Source organism: Blastococcus sp. SYSU DS0617 (assembly GCF_054051075.1).
Genome location: NZ_JBJHAO010000005.1, coordinates 212,045 through 229,020 on the forward strand (window position 1 = coordinate 212,045; position 16,976 = coordinate 229,020).

At 74.5% G+C, this 16,976-nt stretch carries 14 protein-coding genes; 7 read left to right on the top strand and 7 right to left on the bottom strand.

The features are described 5' to 3' along the window. Positions 1-3: 3 nt before the first annotated feature. The 4 genes from ACI793_RS08635 to ACI793_RS08650 all read right to left on the bottom strand — a co-directional run bounded on the left by ACI793_RS08635 (position 4) and on the right by ACI793_RS08650 (position 5,660). Positions 4-1,044 carry an NAD-dependent epimerase/dehydratase family protein gene (locus ACI793_RS08635; RefSeq protein WP_456605962.1) on the bottom strand — a complete coding sequence of 347 codons (1,041 nt, stop codon included), beginning with the start codon at positions 1,042-1,044 and terminating at the stop codon, positions 4-6. Then, positions 1,041-2,510 (bottom strand): WS/DGAT/MGAT family O-acyltransferase, encoded by a 1,470-nt coding sequence (locus ACI793_RS08640; protein ID WP_456605976.1) that lies wholly within the window; start codon positions 2,508-2,510, stop codon positions 1,041-1,043. Before ACI793_RS08640 ends, ACI793_RS08635 begins: the two co-directional genes overlap by 4 nt. 159 nt (positions 2,511-2,669) lie before the next feature. Next, positions 2,670-3,611, bottom strand: coding sequence for an alpha/beta fold hydrolase (locus ACI793_RS08645; RefSeq protein WP_456605963.1), 942 nt, complete (start codon positions 3,609-3,611; stop codon positions 2,670-2,672). A gap of 78 nt (positions 3,612-3,689) precedes the next feature. Further along, a complete protein-coding gene (locus ACI793_RS08650) occupies positions 3,690-5,660 on the bottom strand; it encodes an FUSC family protein (RefSeq protein WP_456605964.1) in 1,971 nt (656 codons plus the stop codon). 60 nt (positions 5,661-5,720) lie between these two features. Between ACI793_RS08650 and ACI793_RS08655 the strand changes: the two genes are divergently transcribed. Further along, on the top strand, positions 5,721-6,542 hold the full coding sequence (locus ACI793_RS08655) for a Nif3-like dinuclear metal center hexameric protein (protein WP_456605965.1): 822 nt from the start codon (positions 5,721-5,723) through the stop codon (positions 6,540-6,542). Between the two features lie 19 nt (positions 6,543-6,561). Here the strand turns inward: ACI793_RS08655 and ACI793_RS08660 are convergent, their stop codons facing one another. After that, positions 6,562-7,344: a hypothetical protein gene (locus ACI793_RS08660; RefSeq protein WP_456605966.1), complete on the bottom strand. Its 783-nt coding sequence runs from the start codon at positions 7,342-7,344 to the stop codon at positions 6,562-6,564. Between the two features lie 58 nt (positions 7,345-7,402). On the opposite strand from ACI793_RS08660, the gene ACI793_RS08665 reads away from it, so the two are divergent. From ACI793_RS08665 to ACI793_RS08680, 4 genes are all read left to right on the top strand, one after another. Next, the gene (locus ACI793_RS08665) at positions 7,403-9,202 is read left to right on the top strand and encodes a carbon starvation CstA family protein (protein ID WP_456605967.1); all 1,800 of its coding nucleotides are present in this window, start codon (positions 7,403-7,405) and stop codon (positions 9,200-9,202) included. Then, complete coding sequence (locus ACI793_RS08670) at positions 9,199-9,594, top strand: hypothetical protein (protein WP_456605968.1); 396 nt, start codon at positions 9,199-9,201, stop codon at positions 9,592-9,594. The genes ACI793_RS08665 and ACI793_RS08670 overlap by 4 nt, the downstream gene beginning before the upstream one ends. A gap of 231 nt (positions 9,595-9,825) precedes the next feature. Beyond that, positions 9,826-10,566, top strand: coding sequence for a zinc ribbon domain-containing protein (locus ACI793_RS08675; RefSeq protein ID WP_456605969.1), 741 nt, complete (start codon positions 9,826-9,828; stop codon positions 10,564-10,566). 13 nt (positions 10,567-10,579) lie between these two features. Beyond that, the gene (locus tag ACI793_RS08680; RefSeq protein WP_456605970.1) at positions 10,580-11,668 is read left to right on the top strand and encodes a bifunctional RNase H/acid phosphatase; all 1,089 of its coding nucleotides are present in this window, start codon (positions 10,580-10,582) and stop codon (positions 11,666-11,668) included. A 1-nt stretch (position 11,669) separates the two neighbouring features. Here the strand turns inward: ACI793_RS08680 and ACI793_RS08685 are convergent, their stop codons facing one another. Next, positions 11,670-13,946: a putative bifunctional diguanylate cyclase/phosphodiesterase gene (locus tag ACI793_RS08685; RefSeq protein WP_456605971.1), complete on the bottom strand. Its 2,277-nt coding sequence runs from the start codon at positions 13,944-13,946 to the stop codon at positions 11,670-11,672. Positions 13,947-14,032: 86 nt separating this feature from the next. Continuing rightward, complete coding sequence (locus ACI793_RS08690; RefSeq protein WP_456605972.1) at positions 14,033-14,791, bottom strand: sulfite exporter TauE/SafE family protein; 759 nt, start codon at positions 14,789-14,791, stop codon at positions 14,033-14,035. A gap of 273 nt (positions 14,792-15,064) precedes the next feature. Between ACI793_RS08690 and ACI793_RS08695 the strand changes: the two genes are divergently transcribed. Both ACI793_RS08695 and ACI793_RS08700 read left to right on the top strand, forming a co-directional pair. Beyond that, positions 15,065-15,784 carry a PIG-L deacetylase family protein gene (locus ACI793_RS08695; RefSeq protein WP_456605973.1) on the top strand — a complete coding sequence of 240 codons (720 nt, stop codon included), beginning with the start codon at positions 15,065-15,067 and terminating at the stop codon, positions 15,782-15,784. Positions 15,785-16,118: 334 nt separating this feature from the next. Further along, the gene (locus ACI793_RS08700) at positions 16,119-16,892 is read left to right on the top strand and encodes a hypothetical protein (protein WP_456605974.1); all 774 of its coding nucleotides are present in this window, start codon (positions 16,119-16,121) and stop codon (positions 16,890-16,892) included. The last annotated feature ends 84 nt before the right edge of the window (positions 16,893-16,976 follow it).

Here is a 16,976-nt window from a genome sequence, read left to right on the forward strand (position 1 = left end):
GGGTCAGGACCGGTCGCGGAGGGTGTCCCGCAGCGCTTCCAGGCCGCTGTAGCGCGGTCGCCAGCCCAGCTGCTCCCGGGCGCGGGTGGTGTCCATGATGGCCGGTCTGCTCGCGGCCTCCACCCATTCGGCCACCGGGGGCAGGAACGGCAGCCGCGACACCGCACGCGCGGCGGCCTGGCCCGGACCGGCCGGCAGCCGGATGGGCAGCGCGCCGAACTCGCGGGCGACGTCGGCGGCGGTGACGACCCCCTCGCCGGCGATGTTGTAGGCCCCGGGAGGCCCCGCGCCGACCACGCAGAGCTGCAGCGCGCGGCCGACGTCCTCCTCGTGCACGAGCTGCAGCGGGTGCTCCGGCACGAGCAGCGGGAGCGGCACGGGCAGCCGGCGCGGCCGGCCGAGCAGCAGCCTGCCCAGTGGCGCGAGCGGGCCGGGGAGCACGTCCTTGGCCCCGACGGCGTTCGGGCCCAGCACCACGGGCGGGCGCAGCAGGTAGAGCGCGAGCTCCGGTGCGGTCTCAGCCTCGCGGTGCAGGAGGTCCTCGAGCTCGGCCTTCTCCTGCGCGTAGAACAGCCGGGCGGCCGGGCGCACCGGCCAGTCCTCGTCGATCAGCTCGGGGTTGTCGGCGTGGAACCCGTAGGCGGCCACCGAGGAGGCGTAGACGAACCGGCGCGCGCCGGCCGCCGCCGCGGCGCGGAAGACGTTGAGCGTGCCGTCGACGTTGATCGCCCGGATGGTCTCGCGCGAGGCGTTGCCCGAGATCAGGAACGCCAGGTGGACGACGACGTCCGCGTCGGCGAACGCCTCGCGCAGTGCGTCGGGGTCGCGGACATCGCCCTGGCGGTACTCCATCTTCGTCCAGCCGCGCTCGGCCGGATCGAAGGGGCGGCGGGCCATGCCGATGACCCGGGCGATCCGGTCGTCGTCCTGGAGCAGCGGCATCAGCCCGGCGCCGAACGTCCCGGTGGGCCCGGTGACGGCGACGGTGAGGTCGCGGTCCCCGCTGCGGCGCCGTCCCCCGGAGCGCTGCTTCGACGGGCTCACCGGGCCGCCGCGGAGGCCGGCCGCGTGCGCGGCGTGTGGCCGGGCCCGGCCGGCGCCGGCTGCTCCACCTCGGGCGTCGCCTGCTCGGCACGGGCGAGCTCCAGCAGCTCCTCGATGCCGCGGCGGATGCCGCCGGAGAGGACGTCGACGTCGGCGAAGGCGTCGAAGTCGGCGTTGATCCCGAAGGTCATCGTGTTCTGGTAGCTGAAGATGCCGATCGAGCAGCGGGTGCCGCCGGCGATGGGCACGTAGGCGTAGGCCGAGCGCATCCGCCGGCCGAGCACGTACAGCGGGATCGGCGGGCCCGGCACGTTCGTCGTCACCGCCTGGCACCAGACCTGGCCGGCCGTCAGCGCGGCGCGCACGCCCAGGGAGAGCAGGGTCGGCGCCACGTAGTCGCCCATGCCGATGATCGACGGCACGTCGACGGCCTGCATCGCCTTCTTGTACTCGTCCATCTGGCCGCGGATGGAGGTCAGCCGGGAGAGTGAGTCCGGGTCGCCGACCGGCAGGTCGACGAAGACGCAGGAGACCTGGTTGTTCAGGTTCCCGCGCTGGCTGTCCGACCGCACCGAGACCGGCACCATCGTCCGCACCACCAGCTTCTCCGACGACAGCTCGCCACGGCCCTTGAGCAGGTGGCGGAAGCCGGTGGAGATCGCGGCGAGCACGACGTCGTTGACGGTGCCCCCCAGCGCGGTGCGCACCTCCTTGAGCTCGGCGAAGTCACCGGAGGTCCACGCCCAGCGGCGGTGCGGCCCGATGGGCCCGTTGAGCGAGCGGGCGGTGGGCGTGAGCGCCTGCTTGGCCAGCGAGGGGAGGGTGGCGGCGACGGACCTGCCCGAGTCGATGACCTGCCTGGCGATGCGTCCGGCGCCGCCGGTCGCCGGCAGGGAGGTGGCCTGGCGCAGGGGGTGGGTCACGGCCTCGGCGAGCGCGCCGGCGACCATGCCGGCGCCCGAGGGGGACCGCTGCGGCGTCCAGTCGCGCGGTGCCTCGTGGGTGGCGTCGGGGGAGAGGTCGAACATCAGCTGCATCAGGTCGCTGCCGGCGACGCCGTCGACCATGCAGTGGTGGACCTTGGAGATGATCGCCCAGCGGTCGTCCTGCAGGCCCTCGATCAGGTAGAGCTCCCACAGCGGCTTGGACATGTCCAGCCGCTGGCCCAGCACCCGGCCGGCCAGGTTGCGCAGCTGCTCGTCGCTGCCCGGACGGGGCACCGCGGTGTGCCGGACGTGGTACAGGATCTGGAAGTGCGCGTCGTCGACCCACATCGGCCGGCCGAGCTGCATCGGCACCTCGCGCACGCGCTGCCGGTAGCGGGGGACCATCGGGAGCTTGCTGAGCAGCAACCGCACCACGTCGCCGTAGGTCGGTGCCGGGCCGTCGAAGACGGCCACCGACCCGACGTGCATGGGCGTGTTCTCGCTCTCGGCGAAGTAGAAGCCGCTGTCGAGCGCACTCATCCGGTCCACGTTCTGCTCCTCGCCGCCCCTCGGTGCCGGTGCTCCGGAGAGGGGCCGTTCCACGTCGTCCGTGGCCGCTGAAATTAGGGGTGTCGCCGGGTTACTGCAAGATGGGGATCGTGACGGGGGCCACAATCGCATGCCCCGCGTGCGGCGCGTTCAACCGGCCCTCCTCGGGGCCTGGGCCACCCGGTCGAGCAGCTCCAGGAAGGCGCGGTCGACGACGGCGGCGCGGGTCAGGTTCACGCTGTGGCCGGCGCCGGGGACGACCACCAGCTCCGCGCCCACGGCCTCGGCGATCCGCCGGGCGTGCCCGACCGGGGTGAGCCGGTCGTGCGTCGCCGCCACGACGGTCACCGGCACCCGCCGCAGCACCTCCAGCGCGGCGGTCTCGTCGTGGTCGAGGAAGGTCGCGTAGAACGCCGCGACCACCGGGTACGGCGTCTCCTCCAGCAGTCGCTGGACGAGGGCCACCCGGGCCGGGTCGGCGTCGTCGCGCCCGAACAGCTGCCGGCGGGTGAACCAGCGGCCCACGGGGCTGCCGCGCCAGCGGAAGCGCTCGAGCACCGGGGCGACGAGCTGCACGCCGCGGAGGTAGAGCGGGAGCAGGCCGGTCCTCCGGATCAGCGCGACCAGCCGGCCGAGCACGCCGGTCTCGACCAGCCCGCCGGCCGACGTCGCCAGCAGGAAGACCCCCACGACGCGGTCGCCGAACAGCTCGGGCCGCCGGCGGGCCAGTGCCAGCACGCTCATCCCGCCCATCGAGTGCCCGGCGAGCACCACCGGGCCGGTCGGCGCGACGGCGTCGAGCACCTGCCCCAGGTCGCGGCCGGTGCGGTCGATCGTCGCCCGCGTCAACGGCGTCCAGCCGGAGCGGCCGTGCCCCCGCTGGTCCCAGAGCACCAGCCGGGCCCGGTCCGCCAGCGCCGCCCGCTGCAGCTGCCACTCCGCGAGCCGGGCGGTGAAGCCGTGCGACAGCACGACGGTCAGCGGTGCGTCCGGGTCCCCGTCCAGCTCGACGTGCAGGTCGACGCCGTCGTCGGTCCGGACGGTGAGCGAGCCCGGGGGAGGAGGGCCGGACAGCGGCGGGAGGGTGGGCACGGGCGGTGGGGTGGGCAGGGAGTGTCTCGGCACCCGGCACATCCCAGGGCCTTCCGGCGCAGGAGGCAACCGGAGCGCTCAGCGCCGGCCGCGGAACGAGCGCCGGCCCGGGGCGCTGTCGCGGAGCAGCCGGCGGGCCGTGTCCACCTCGCGGGCCACCGGTGCCAGCACGCCCTCGGCGTGGAGCTCCGCGTCGTCCGTGGTCCCGGTCGCCCGGACGTCGTCCTCCAGCCGGCGGATCGCGCGGCGCAGCACCGCCACCTGCGCGAGGTCGGGCACCGGCTCGCCCTCCCGGGTGGCGATGACGGCCTCGGTCACCGCGTCCGACGTGCGTTCCAGCGCGACGATCACCGGCCACCACGCCGCCGCGCGCGTGCTGACGGGCGGCGGCTCGGCCAGCCGTCGCTGCAGCTGGGTCTGCAGCTCGGTGAGGGCTCGGTAGTTGCGCCGGCGGGCGCGGCGACGGTCGGCCGGACTCCCGGTGAAGGCGGCCTCCACGAACTGGTCCAGTGCCACCGTGGCGTCGTGCAGGGCCCGGCCGAGCTGCGCCCGGAAGGTCTGCGGCCAGAGCAGGTAGCCGAACACCAGCACGATCGCGCAGCCGATCAGGGTGTCGACGAGGCGCTCGGCGACCAGCCCGGCGTCGTCGGTCAGCGTCAGGTCGAGCATCAGCAGGATCACCGGGGTCTGGAACACCGAGAAGAGGCCGAAGTTCGCCGCACGCGCCCACGGCAGGACGGCCGCGGACAGCGACATCGGCACCAGCAGCCAGGCGCTGCCGCCGAGGAGCGCCAGCAGGGCCGACCCCAGCAGCACGCCGAACAGGGTGCCGGCGCCGCGCTGCACGGCCCGGCCGAAGACCGACCCGAAATCGGGCTTGAGCACGATGGCCACGGTGAGCAGCACCCAGTAGGGGCGCTCGGTGGACAGGAGCTGGCGGGCGACCTCGGCGGCGGACATGCACAGCGCCAGGCGGACGGCGAAGGCCCGGCTGTCGGCGCTGGCCACCGTGCGGTCGGCCAGGTCCCGCAGCCGCGAGCCGAGGTCGGTCACCGGCCGCTCGGCGGCGGCGCCGGCGCGTTCCTCGGGATCCCCGACGACGTTCCAGACCAGCCGGACGCCGTGGCGGACGGCGCGCCGCGCCCGGTGCCCGTCCTCCAGCGGGGGCGGCCGGTCGGCCGGCAGTTCCCGGGCTCCGGTCAGCGCGGCGGCCAGATCGCGCACGGCGGCGACGTCGTCGTCGGCCGGGACGCGCGCGCGGGCGGCCGCCACCGCGGCCTCGACCAGCGGCGCGGCCGAGTTGAGCACGCCGGCCAGCTCCGACAGCTCCCGCACCCGGCCGGCGTGGTGGCTGCGGCTGCGGATCACGCGGTCGTAGGCGTCGTTGAGCGCGGTGGTGAGCTCGCGGCGTGCGGCCTCCGCGTGCGGTGCGTCCCCGGCCTCGAGCAGGTCGGCGATGCGGGTGAACACCGCCGCCACACCCGCGCGGTCGGGGTCGCCGCCCTCCGTGCGGTGCTGGACCAGCGTCGTCAGCGTCGCCCACGCCGCCCCGAGCAGGAAGAGCCCCACCTCCGTGTGCCACGACAGCGAGGTGAGGAAGCCCGAGGAGAGCGCGGTGTAGATCAGCAGCTGCAGCGAGCCGAACGACATCGTGGCGTCGATCCGGCTGATCCCGGCGGCGAACACGGAGATCAGCGCGATGACCACCACGGGCACCCAGCCGCTGCCGGTGGCCAGGCCCCCGGCGAGCAACCCCAGGGCGCCGAACGCGCCGGCCGCGGCGATCCGCCGCAACTTGTCCCGCTGGGGCCCGGCCTGCGGCGCCAGGGTCGCCGCCAGCGCGCCCATGGTGCCGAAGGTGCCGGCGCTGAGCGTCGTCCCGGGTTCGACGCCGCCCTCGACGGCGACGGCCACGGCGAGCGGGGCGGGGATCGTCACGGCGAAGCGGACGACGTCCCGCCACGGCACCGCGGGACGACCGGTGCGGACCAGCTCCTCGAGCCACGCGGGGGCGTGCAGGCCCCTGCTCCGCCCCCCGTCGCCGCCCACGTCCAGAGCTTGTCACCGCGGTGCCCTTCCGGCGGCGGTGCGCCCCCTACCCTCCGAGGCGTGACGGTGCTGCTCGGAGACGTGATCACCGCGCTCGAGGCGCGCTACGACCCCGCACTGGCCGAGCCGTGGGACGCCGTCGGGCTCGTGTGCGGCGACCGCTCGGAGCCCGTCGGGCGGGTGCTCTTCGCCGTCGATCCGACCGCGGCCGTCGTGGACGAGGTGATCGCGGCCGGGGCGGGCCTCCTGGTCACCCACCACCCGCTGTTCCTGACCCCGGTGCACGGCGTGCCGGCCGACGATCCGAAGGGCCGGCTCGTGCACCGGCTCGTCCGCGCCGGCGCCGGCCTGTTCGTGGCGCACACCAACGCCGACCGTGCTCCGGGCACCGGGGTCAACGCCGCGCTGGCCGACGTGCTCGGGCTCACCGGCGCGGTGCCCCTGGAGCCGGCGGCCGGGGTGCCCGGCGCCGGCCTCGGCCGCGTCGGGGAGCTGCCTTCGCCGATGAGCCTGGGCGACTTCGCTGCGCTGGCCGCCCGGGTGCTGCCGGCCACCGCCGGGGGAGTGCGCGTGGCCGGGGACCCGGCGCGCACGGTCCGGCGGGTGGCGGTCTGCGGTGGGAGCGGTGGATCGCTGCTCCCGGCTGCGGCGGCCGCCGGCGCCGACGTCCTGCTGACCAGCGACCTCAAGCACCATCCGGTGTCCGACGCGCTCGAGGTCGACGGGCCGGCGCTCTGCGACGTCGCCCACGCCGCCAGCGAGTGGCCCTGGCTGCCCGTGGCCGCCGAGGCGCTGCGCCGCGACCTGGACGACCGGGTGGCCGTCCAGGTCGCCGCCGGAACGACCGACCCCTGGGTCTTCCGGGCCGGCCAGGCGGGCTAGCAGGAGGGCCGGGGAGCCCTCACGCGTGGCCGGCGGCCCGCAGCGCCCGGACGCAGGCCCGCTCCAGGCCGCGCTGCCGGCGTATCCGCGCGAGCAGTCCCGGCACCGGCTCCAGGTCCCGGGTGGCGGCCGGCCGGACACCGGTGAGCCGGCCGTCGGCATAGCGCCCCGTGGTCGTGTGCACCGTCCAGCGCTCGACGTCGGGCACGGACAGCTCCTGACCGACGAGCACCGCCGGGCCGCTCACCCCGCCGGGGCCGTTCCGCAGCTCGAGGGGATCGGCGTCCCAGTCGGGCACGCGCACGGTGGCTACCCGCAGCCCGCGGTCGTCGACGCCGAGGACGACGTCGGCCGGCCCGTCGCGCCGCACGCCCGGGACGAACTCGGCGGCGTCCAGCACCAGGACCAGCCGCGGCAGGTACCACCAGTGCTCCCGCCGGAGCATGGGTGAGTCCGCGAGCGCGCGGGCCGGCGGGTGCTTGCGCAGCTCCTGGTCGAGCAGGGCCTCGGTGAACAGCTCGCCGGTGGCGTCCTCGACGAGATCGAACCGGCCGGTGGCCACCACGGGCGCCCACGCGGAGCCGGTCAGCCGCGGATCGGAGAGCACCAGCGCCGCGGCGTCGCTCGCGGCTGCCTGGTGCGCGGCCTCGACCTGCGCCCAGGGGAGGGCCACGGCCGGCCGCTCCCCGAGGACGAGCGGGACGACGCCGAGCGCACCCGGCGGCCCGTCGGGCGCGCGCCACAACAGTTCGGCCACGCCCGCAGCGCGGACGGCAGCCATGGCGCTTGTGACGTCGATCACAACGGTGTCTACTCCCTGGGCGGGCGGTAACGGTGCCGCCCCGGACCTGGGAGCCGCCGTGCCCGCGTTCGTCGTAGCCGCGGTCGTCGGGGTGCTGTTCTTCCTCGGCTACCGGTACTACTCCAGCTACCTGGCCAGGAAGGTGTACGCCCTCGATCCGGCGTTCGTCACCCCTGCGCACGAGTTCAACGACGGCAACGACTTCGTGCCGACCAACAAGCACGTGCTGTTCGGCCACCACTTCACCTCGGTGGCCGGCGCCGCGCCCATCGTCGGCCCCGCGATCGCGGTGTTCTGGGGCTGGGGGCCGGCGCTGACCTGGATCGTGCTCGGCACGATCTTCGCCGCCGGCGTGCACGACTTCGGCGCACTGGCGGTCTCCGTCCGGCACAAGGCGAAGAGCATCGGCACGCTCGCCGGCGACGTCATCAACGGCCGCGCGCGCATGCTCTTCATGATCATCATCTTCTTCCTGCTCACCCTGGTGAACGCGGTGTTCGCCGTGGTCATCGCCAACCTGTTCGTCGCCAACCCCGAGGCCGTCATCCCGATCGTGGCCGAGATCCCGCTGGCCATCGCGATCGGCGTGTACATCTACCGCAGCCGGTCGTCGGCGCTGCTGCCGTCCATCGTCGGCGTGCTGGTCCTCTACGCGCTGATCCTGGTCGGCAACGAGTTCCCGGTCTCCCTGGACGGGCTGGCCGAGGCGCTGGGCATGGGCCCGCGCACGCTGTGGATCGTCCTGCTGTTCGCCTACACCTGGATCGCCTCCCGTATCCCGGTCTGGGTGCTCCTTCAGCCGCGCGACTACATCAACAGCCACCAGTTGTTCATCGCCCTCGGCGTGATCGCCCTGGGGGTCATCGTCGGCATGACCACCATCCAGGCGCCGGTGATCAACGACGTCCCGGAGGGGTCGCCGAACTTCTTCCCGTTCCTCTTCATCACCGTCGCCTGCGGAGCGGTGTCCGGCTTCCACTCCCTGGTGGCGTCGGGCACGACGTCCAAGCAGCTGGACCGGGAGACCGACGCCCGCTACGTCGGCTACATGGGCGCGGTGGGCGAGGGCTCGCTGGCCACCGGTGCGGTGCTCGCCACCACGGCGGGCGTGGCCGCGTCGCAGGCGGACTGGGAGGCGCTGTACCCGGACTTCGCGACCGCGTCGGGCGGGGCGGCCGGCAACTTCGTCGCCGGCGTCGCGCAGTTCGCCAACAACCTCGCCGTCCCCCTGGAGTACGCCACGGTCTTCGCGGTGGTCGTGGTGGTCAGCTTCGCGGCGACCACCATGGACACCGGGATCCGGCTGCAGCGCTACCTGGTGCAGGAGATCGGGGAGCAGCTGAAGATCCGTGCCCTCTCCCGGAACCTCACGGTGGCCACCACCGTGGCCGTGCTCATCCCGCTCGCCATGGCGCTGCTGCCCGGCGGTGGCGATCAGGGCTACACGTTCGGGGTCCTCTGGCAGCTGTTCGGCACGACCAACCAGCTCACGGCCGGCCTGGCCCTGGCGGTGATCGCGGTCTGGGTGATGCGGCGCGGCCGCAACCCGCTGGCGCAGCTGGTGCCGCTGGTGTTCCTGCTGGCCATGACCACGTGGGCGCTGGTCGTCAACCTGCGGAACTTCATCGAGGACGAGCAGTGGGTGCTGGCGCCGCTGGACGCGCTCATCTTCGTGCTCGCCCTGTGGCTGATGGTCGAGGCGGCGATCGCGCTGCGCGCCGCCCACCGGGAGCGGCCGCCGGTACCGCTGGACGGGGTCGGCGCCGGGGAGCCGGACGCGGTCGCGCAGGCCAACCCCGAGGTCGGGACGTCGACGGCCGGGCCCATCGACGGCCCGACCGGGACCCCGCGCCGGTGAGCTCACGCGTCATCCTCGTCCGCGGCTCCCGGGCCGCGGGCGGGGGTGGCGGCTGCTGCAGCGGGGACGTGCGGCCGTTCGACGAGGGCGGCTCGCACCGGCACGTGCCCCCGGACGACGCGGTCGGGGCCGTGTACCGGGCGCTGCGTGCGCGGCTGCCGGCCGGAGTCGTCATCGAGGTGGTGTCGCCGTCGAACTGGCTGTGGCTGGTCCCGGCCCTGGTCTCCGCCGGCCGGCGGCGTGGGCTGCGGGGCGCGGCGCTGCGTCGCTCGGTCCGGGCGGGGCTGGCCGTCGAGTCCCTCATCGTGGACGGGGCGGTCGTCGCCTCCGGGGAGCTTCCCGGCCCCGCTGCCGCCGTCGCGGCGGTGGAGGCCGAGCTCGCGCTGCGGTGAGCCGGGCGGCGTCCGCCTCACCGGCGTGGGGCCGGGTCGGAGCGCAGGTAGCAGAAGGACCCCCGTGCCCCCCACCGCTCGCAGGCTCGCGGCGGGTCCCTGCACGGGGGCCGAAGCCAGCAGGAACCACGGGTAGCAGAAGGACCCCCGTGCCCCCCACCGCTCGCAGGCTCGCGGCGGGTCCCTGCACGGGGGCCGAAGCCAGCAGGAACCACGGGTAGGTTTCTTCTTGTGAAGGTCGACCATTTCGAGCAGCAGAAGCTCCTGGATCTCGCGGCCGAGGACGTCGCGCTGAGCCAGCTGGCGCACCGCAGGCGGACGCTGCCGGAGGCCGCGGCGGTGGAAGCGGCCGAGCAGTCCGAGCGCGACCTCTCCGCCGACGTCGTCCGCGCCGAGACCGAGGTCCGCGACCTCACCCGCGAGGTCAAGCGGCTGGAGTCCGACGTCGACACCGTGCGCCAGCGCGCCGCCCGCGACCAGCAGCGGATGGACTCCGGCTCGGCGACGCCCAAGGAGATCACCGGGCTCCAGCACGAGCTCGAGTCGCTGGCCCGCCGGCAGGCCGACCTGGAGGACCAGCAGCTCGAGCTGATGGAGCGGCTCGAGGCCGCCGAGTCCACGCTGGCCACGGCGCAGCAGGGCCTGGTCGAGGCACGGGAGGCGCGGGAGCGCGCCGAGCAGCTCCGCGACGACGCCCTGGCCGACATCGCCGACGGCACGCAGCGCCACGAGTCGGCCCGCGCGGCGGTCGTCGGCGGCATCTCGGCTCCGCTGCTCACGCTCTACGACCGCATCCGCACCCAGACGGGTGGCACGGGCGCGGCGATGCTCCGGGCGCGCGCCTGCCAGGGCTGCCGCATCGAGCTCAACGGCCGCGAGCTGGCCGCCGTCCGCAACGCCGACCCGCACGAGGTCGTCCGCTGCGAGAACTGCGGCCGGATCCTGGTGCGCACCGCCGAGTCCGGGCTGTGACCGGAGTCGAGCAGTGACCCGGTTCGTCGTCGAGGCCGACGGCGGCTCCCGGGGCAACCCGGGGCCTGCCGGTTACGGCGCCCTCGTCCGCGACGCCGAGACGGGGAAGGTGCTGGCCGAGCGCGCCGCCTCCGTGGGGCGGGCCACCAACAACGTCGCAGAGTACGGCGGTCTGGTCGCTGGGCTGCAGGCGGCGCTGGACCTGGACGCCTCCGCCGAGGTGGAGGTCCGGATGGACTCCAAGCTCGTCGTCGAGCAGATGTCGGGTCGCTGGCAGATCAAGCACCCCGACATGCGCAAGCTCGCGCTCGAGGCGCGGGCCATCGCCGGCCGGCTGGGGGGCGTCCGCTACACGTGGGTGCCCCGGGCGCAGAACGGCGCGGCGGACGCGCTGGCCAACAGCGCGATGGACGGCAGGCCGGTGCACCGCGACATCGCGGCGGAGCCGTCGGTGACCGAGACCGACGTCCAGCCGGAGGAGCCCCGGCCCGTCGTCACGACGGTGACCCACCTGCTGCGGCACGGGCAGACCGAGCACACCCCCGAGCGCCGGTACAGCGGCCGCAACGACCTACCGCTGTCCCTGACCGGCCGCGCGGAGGCCGAGGCGGCAGCCCACCGCGTGGCGGAGCTCGGCGTCGAGATCGTGCTCGCCTCCCCGCTGCGCCGCACCCGGGAGACCGCGGAGATCGTCGCGGGCGTGCTCGGGCTGCCGGTCGAGTTCGACGAGGACCTCGTGGAGCTGGACTTCGGCGAGCTCGAGGGCCTCAGCGGCGCCGAGGCGCTGGAGAAGCATCCGCTCGCCGTCCGGCGGTTCATGTCCGACGTCACCGTCGCCGCTCCGGGCGGTGAGTCGATCGCCGACGTGAGCACCCGGGTGGCGCGCGCCCGTCGCCGGATCCTGGACCGGTGCGCCGGCAGGACGGTGCTCGTGGTCAGCCACGTGACGCCGATCAAGCTGATGCTGGCCGCCGGGCTCGGGGCCGGGGACGACGTCGTCCACCGGGTCTTCCTGGAGGCGGCATCGCTGTGCACCGTCGCGTGGTCGTCGGACGGCCGGACGTCGGTGCGGCTGGTCAACGACACCGCGCACCTGAGGTAGCTCAGCCGCGCGGGGTCGGCGCTCCTTCGCGGTCGAGCAGCCAGCGTTCCAGGACCGGCGCCGGGAGCGCGGGGGAGTGCAGGAAGCCCTGGCTGGTGTCGCAGCCGAGCGTCCGCAGGTGCGCCAGCGTCGCGTCGTCCTCCACCCCTTCGGCGACGACCCGGAGGCCGAGCCGGTGGGCCAGGTCTATCGTGCTGGCGATGATCGCCTCGGTGCGCCCGTCGGTCCGCAGGTCGGCGGTGAACGAGCGGTCCAGCTTCAGCTCGGTCACCGGCAGGTCGCGCAGGTAGGCCAGCGACGAGTAGCCGGTGCCGAAGTCGTCCATGCTGACCGTGACGCCCAGGGCGGCGAGGTCGGCGACGACGGCGAGGCTGCGCTCGGGATCGGTGAGCAGGACGCTCTCGGTCACCTCGAGCACGACCGACGACGCCGGTACCGCGTGCCGCTCCAGGAGCTCGGCCAGCCGGCCGGGGAGGCACGTGTCGAGCAGGTTGCTCGCGGAGAGGTTGACCGAGACGGTCAGGTGCAGCCCGCGGCCGTGCCAGTCGGCCGCCTGTGCCACCGCCGACTCCAGCACCCGCTCGGTGAGCCGGCCCATCAGCCCGTGCACCTCGGCCAGCGGCAGGAAGTCCGCCGGGCCGATCAGGCCGCGCTCGGGATGCTCCCAGCGAACCAGGCACTCGACGCCGACGACGCGGCCGTCGGCGATGTCCAGCTGCGGCTGGTGGTGCAGCACCAGCTGGTCGGAGGTCAGGGCCGTGCGCAGCTGCTCGACGAGGGCCAGGTGGCCGCTGCTGTCGGAGTGCCGGTCGGTGTCGTAGAGGGCGAGGCCCCGGCCGGACCGCTTGGCGTCGTACATGGCGACGTCCGCGCGGCGCAGCAGCTGCGCCGGTCGCTGCGCGTCCTCGGTGCTGGTGGTCACGCCGATGCTCGCGGAGCTGTGCAGGAACATGCCGGCGATCGGGAAGGGCTCCTCCAACCGGTCGCACAGCCGCTGCCCGAGAGCCTGCGCGGCCTCGTCCGCCGGCACGTCCGGATCGAGCACGGCGACGACGGCGAACTCGTCGCCGCCGAGCCGGCCGAGCAGGTCGCCGGCCCGTAGCGCGCTCTCCAGCCGTCGGGCCACCAGCCGCAGCAGGTCGTCGCCGGCGGCGTGGCCGAGGGCGTCGTTGACCTCCTTGAACTTGTCGACGTCGAGGAGCGCCAGCGCCACCGGCGTGCCCTCGGCCGTCAGCTCGGAGATGCGGCGGAGCACCGCCCGACGGTTGGCCAGGCCGGTGAGCTCGTCGGTGAGCGCCTCCCGCCGGGTCACGGCCAGCTGGGCGAGCTCGCTGACGTTGACCGCCATGCGGACCCCGGCGCCTACCGCGGCGATGGTCGCGCACCAGACGGCGGCCGCCGGTCCATCGGTGAGTGCCGCGATCGCCAGCGTGGCGATGGACGCCAGGATGACGACGAAGGCGCCGATCGTGGCGGCGCTGGGGTCGGTCGGCTGCGGTGCCGACCGGCGGGACCGCAGGGTCGCCCCCACTGCCAGGCAGAGGATCGCCAGCGGGGTGACGGCGGTCGTCCAGCCGGAGGCGTGTCCTCCGGTGGCCAGGGCCGCGACGGCACCGGCCAGCCAGAGGGCCTGGGAGGCGGACACCAGCCAGGTCCGCGGGTCGCGCCCCATGGCCCCCAGGAACGGCAGGGTCAGGGCCGTGCCGAGGAGGACGAAACCGACGGCGAACTGGGTGAAGACCGCTTGCAGCTCCCACCAGGGGAGCTGGGCCAGTGCAGTGCCGTCCCGGCCGAGGGTCAGGTTCAGCACGGCCACGACGGCGAGGACGGCGGAGGCGCCGTTCAGGGCGTCGTCGGGGTCGGCGATGCCGGTGCTGTGCCGGTTCCAGCGCACGAACGCGCTGTACCAGAAGGGGAAGACCGCGGCGCTGCTCCAGTACAGGGGGGCCAGGGCCACCGACGCCGTGGCCGGGACCGCCCCGAGGACCAGCGCGGCCAGGACGCATCCCGTGAGCACGGCCGCGCCGAGGGCGAGGCGCTTCCAGACCGCCCGTTCGCTGGCCACCCGCACGGCCCGCCAGACGAGCAGCGCGAGGAGCAGCACGTGCATCAGCAGCAGCAGGGGCAGGTCGGCGAGCGGGTGCAGCCCCCCGGCCGTACCGGGACGGGCCAGGTGGGCGGCCGCGGGAAGCCAGCAGAGCGTGGCGACGAGTGCGGCCGAGGCCAGCAGCCAGCGCGGCGTGCCGGGCAGCAGCCGGAAGCCCACTCGACCGAACATGCCGGGGACATCGGCCGGAACCGGCGCATGGTGTACCCCGGGCCCGGCAGATCACCCCTGGGGGGCAGGCAGGACCGTCGCTTCGGTCACACCCGGCTGAACAGGTACACCGAGACGGCGACGCCGAAGGTCACGATCACCACCCGCAGGGCGGTCGCGGGGATGCGCGTCGCGAGCCGCGCGCCGAGGAAGCCACCCAGCAGGCTCGTCGGTGCGGCCACGGCGACCACGCCCCAGTGCACGTCGCCGAAGAGGCCGAAGACGACCACGGTGACGGTCGCGGTGACCGCCGACAGCGCGGACTTCAGCGCGTTGGCCAGCTGGAGCCGGCTCAGCGCCAGCCCGAGCACCCCGACGAGGATGACCCCCAGCGCGCCGCCGAAGTAGCCGCCGTAGGTCGTGGCGAGGAACAGGGCCAGGTACAGCCAGCGGGGATCGCGCACGACCACGCCGTCGGCGGCGGTGCGTCGCAGCCGGCGGGTGACCAGCGGCTGGACCGCCAGCAGGGAGCTGGCCAGGAGCACCAGCACCGGGACGATGACGTCGAAGGCCTCCGACGGCGTGGTGAGCAGCAGGACGCTGCCCGTCGTCCCGCCCAGGACGGCGACCGTGCCCAGCCGTAGCAGCCGGGCCCGCTGGCCCGTGTACTCGGGGCGGAAGCCGGCCACGCCGCCCAGGTAGCCGGGCCACTGGGCGACGGAGTTGGTCACGTTGGCCTCGACCGTGCCCAGCCCCAGCGCGACGAGCGTGGGGAAGAGGATCAGCGAGCCGCCGCCGGCGATGGAGTTGACCCCGCCGGCCAGGAAGGCCACCGCCGCGGCGATGAGCAGGTCGGCGGCGGACACGGCGGTCAACATACGGTGGGCCGATGCGGCTCCCGAGGACGGACACCTAGCTGGCGGCGCTGCTGGGTGGCTCCGGGGTGCTGCACCTGGTGCGGCCCCGCACCTGCACACGTTCCGCGTCGTCCCGAAGGAGCCGCTGCCGCTGACCGTGGCGACCGCGCGGCTGCCGCTGCAGGTGCCGCTGGTCGGCGCAGCCCTCCGGGTGGCTCGGGGCCGCTGAGCCCCGGCTCCCGGTGGGTCGCCGGGACGGGGACCGGGGGGAAGACTCGGCGCATGCCTTCCGCACGGATGCCCGACGACTGGCAGCGCGCGCTCGTGGTCGCGGCCCACCCCGATGACATCGAGTACGGCCTGGCCGCGGCCGTCGCCGTCTGGACGGCGGCCGGCAAGGACGTGCACTACCTGCTCGCCACACGAGGCGAGGCCGGCATGGAGGGGGTGCCCCCGGCGGAGGCGGGACCGCTGCGCGAGGAGGAGGAACGGCGCTCGGCGGCGGTCGTGGGGGTCAGCGAGGTCGAGTTCCTCGACCACCGGGACGGCACCCTGGTGGCCGGGCCCGAACTGCGGCGGGATCTCGCCGCCGCGATCCGGCGGCACCGCCCGGACCTCGTCGTCACCGGCTACTTCGGGCCGACGTGGACCCCGCCGGGCGTCTCGCCGGCGTACGTCAACTCGGCCGACCACCGGGCGCTGGGCCAGTCGGTGATCGACGCGGTCGCCGACGCCGCCAACGAGTGGATCTTCCCGGACCTGCCCGAGGAGCGCTGGAGCGGCGTGCAGTACATCGCGGTCGGTGAGCTGACCGACCCGCCGCACGAGGTGGACGTCAGCGGGACGGTGGAGCTGGCCGTCGCGTCGCTCACCGAGCACCGGCGCTACCTGGAACTGCTCTCCGACGAGCCCGTGGAGGAGCAGGCGCGGCAGGTCGTCGACATGTCGACGCTCCGGGAGGACGGCGGGCGCCGGGTCGGTTTCCGTCTCTTCTGGGGCTGAGCGTCGTCTCTCCCGGCGCCGTGCCCCCGCACCGTGATCCGGAGTCGTCTCCGTACGGAGGGTTGCGTCACAAAAACGTCATGCGCTCGATCCGGTTGTGCGCGTTCTAATCGGACCTCGCCGGGCACAGGGGGCGTAGGCCTTCCCGGAGGGCCTGCCACCAGTAGGGCGCGCGGTCAGCCAGGCCGTTCGCGGTTCCTCCGGGTTCTTCCCGTTCCAGGCCCCATCGACGGCGCACCGACGCGCCGTCCGTTCGACCGGGAGCAGGTTTCGAACCGCCCCCTGCGCCTTCTGGAACCACCGGAGGCGCGCCCCCTAGACCGAGGAGTCACACATGCGCAAGGCATTCGCAGTTCCGGCCGTCACCCTGGCCGCCGCGGCGTTCCCCCTGCTGACGGCAGGCACGGCCCTGGCCGACCACGACGGCAGCTACCAGACGTCCCTCGGCGCGCTGAACGACTCCGGTGTCTCGGGCACCGGCATGGTCACGCTCAACGGCGACCAGGCGACCGTCACCGTCGAGGCGAACGGCGTCGTTGCGGGTGCCCCGCACGCCCAGCACTTCCACATCGGTGCCCAGGGCGTCTGCCCGCCCGCGAGCGCGGACAGTGACGGTGACGGCATCATCAACACGGCCGACGGCATTCCGTTCTACGGCTCCATCGGTGCGTCGCTGACCACCGAGGGCGACACCGGCGCGGACAGCGGCCTGGCCGTCGACCGCTTCCCGACCCCCGACGGTGACAGCTACACCTACGAGCGCACCTTCTCGATCGACCAGGCCACGCAGGAGGCCTTCGCCGCGGGCACCGCGGTGCTCGTCGTCCACGGTATCGACGTGAACGGCAACGGTGAGTACGACGCCGAGGCGGGTCAGAGCTCGCTCGACCCGTCGCTGCCGCTCGAGGCCACCGCGCCGGCCGCCTGTGGCGTGCTGAACGCCTCGCAGATGGGCCAGATGCCCACCGGTGGTGCCGAGACCGGTGCCGGTGCGACCAGCGGCATCGAGAACCAGGCCGCGATCGGCGTCGGCGCTCTCGCCGCCGTCGGTGCGGCCACGGCCGGTGCCGTCGCGTACCGCCGTCGTCAGGTCGCCGACCAGGCCTGATCCCAGCAGGACACGCCGCGGGGGGGGGGGGGCCGCCGCGCCGGGCGGGCGGCCGTGTTTGTAGATTGGGCTGTTTGGTTTTTA

Bases quoted from the DNA above. Each gene is read 5' to 3' on its own strand.
- ACI793_RS08640 (WP_456605976.1), bottom strand. From the start codon at position 2,510: ATGAGTGCGCTCGACAGCGGCTTCTACTTCGCCGAGAGCGAGAACACG.
- ACI793_RS08685 (WP_456605971.1), bottom strand. From the start codon at position 13,946: ATGTTCGGTCGAGTGGGCTTCCGGCTGCTGCCCGGCACGCCGCGCTGG.
- ACI793_RS08695 (WP_456605973.1), top strand. From the start codon at position 15,065: ATGCCTTCCGCACGGATGCCCGACGACTGGCAGCGCGCGCTCGTGGTC.
- ACI793_RS08700 (WP_456605974.1), top strand. From the start codon at position 16,119: ATGCGCAAGGCATTCGCAGTTCCGGCCGTCACCCTGGCCGCCGCGGCG.